Origin of the sequence: Caballeronia sp. LZ024, from assembly GCF_031451455.1 — a bacterium.
Classification (GTDB): domain Bacteria; phylum Pseudomonadota; class Gammaproteobacteria; order Burkholderiales; family Burkholderiaceae; genus Caballeronia; species Caballeronia telluris.
The window spans coordinates 1-1,156 of sequence record NZ_JARUXL010000034.1; the positions used below are offsets into that span (position 1 = coordinate 1).

General features: G+C 59.8%; 1 protein-coding gene and 1 pseudogene. One reads left to right on the plus strand and one right to left on the minus strand.

Going from position 1 to position 1,156, the window contains the following annotated elements; translation table 11 throughout:
* A partial coding sequence (locus QCE48_RS31585) for a TonB-dependent receptor (protein WP_309794473.1) occupies positions 1 to 936 on the plus strand: 936 nt, incomplete at its 5' end.
* 41 nt (positions 937 to 977) lie between these two features.
* Here the strand turns inward: QCE48_RS31585 and QCE48_RS32055 are convergent.
* Positions 978 to 1,052, minus strand: a pseudogene (locus QCE48_RS32055) (4Fe-4S dicluster domain-containing protein); the annotation flags it as partial.
* Positions 1,053 to 1,156 lie beyond the last annotated feature (104 nt).

Below are 1,156 nucleotides of genomic sequence, written 5' to 3' on the forward strand. Positions count from 1 at the left end.
TACGGGCAGTCGTCGTACTGGGTGACCGACAAGATCAGACTGACCGCGGGCATGCGCGTGACCCGCGACAAAAAGAGCCGCGAAGGCGAATATTTCTTCCCGGATTCGAACGAGCCGCCGTTCGTCTATACGCACGTGCCGCAGGACGACGCCGGTTCATGGTCGAAGCCGACCGTGCAACTCGCGGCCGAATATGCACCCACCTCGGCGATGATGAACTACGTGCGCTACGACACCGGCTACAAGTCGGGCGGCTTCTCGTCGTCGGGTTCGTATGCGCCCGAGACGCTGAAGGGAATCGAGATCGGGACGAAGTCGCTGTGGAATGCGCAGCGCGTGCAGATCAACGCGAGCGTCTTCGACTATGAATATTCGGGTCAACAAATCGCGCAGTTGGTGCCGTTCGCCGACGGGCGGGTGGGCACCAAAATCGTCAACGCGGGCCGCACGCATATCTATGGCGCCGATGCCGATATCCACGCGCTGGTCGATCCGGTTGGCCTGCTGACGTTTTCCGTAGCATGGCTGCACGCACGCTTCACCGATTTCGTCGTCGACGATGGCAACGGCCAGAACGTGCAGCTCGCCGGCAATGCGCCACCGCAGAGCCCGGCGCTGACGATCGGCTTCGGGCTCGAACATGCCTGGATGACGGCGGCAGGACGCATCGTCGGCCGCGTGGATGCGAAGTTTCAGAGCGGTCAGCACTTCACGATCTACAACTACGTCGACGATTATCAAAAGCCGTATCTGACCGCTGACCTCTCGGCAACCTGGATGCCGATCCGCAAGAACGTCGAGCTCATGGCATATATCCGCAACGTGACGAATCAGCGCGTATTTACGGCCGCCGAGGAATACACGTTTGATGACTCATACCGTTACGCGTTCGCAGCGCCCCGCACGTTCGGCGTGAAGGCTACGTATTTTTGGTGATTCCCGCGGCCGCGCGCATTCACATGCCCGAATTTCCGGACGCCGCCTTCCAACGTCACCCAGACGATATTCTGCGACGGGTCCTTGATATCGCACGTCTTGCAACGCACGCCGTTCTAGGGTATGCGTCTCACGTCGGCCGTTCTCCGGGCAGCAGTGAACGGGGGTAATTTGGTTCCCATCAAATGTTTTGATGGGAACCAAAGTGGCCGAGATTGTG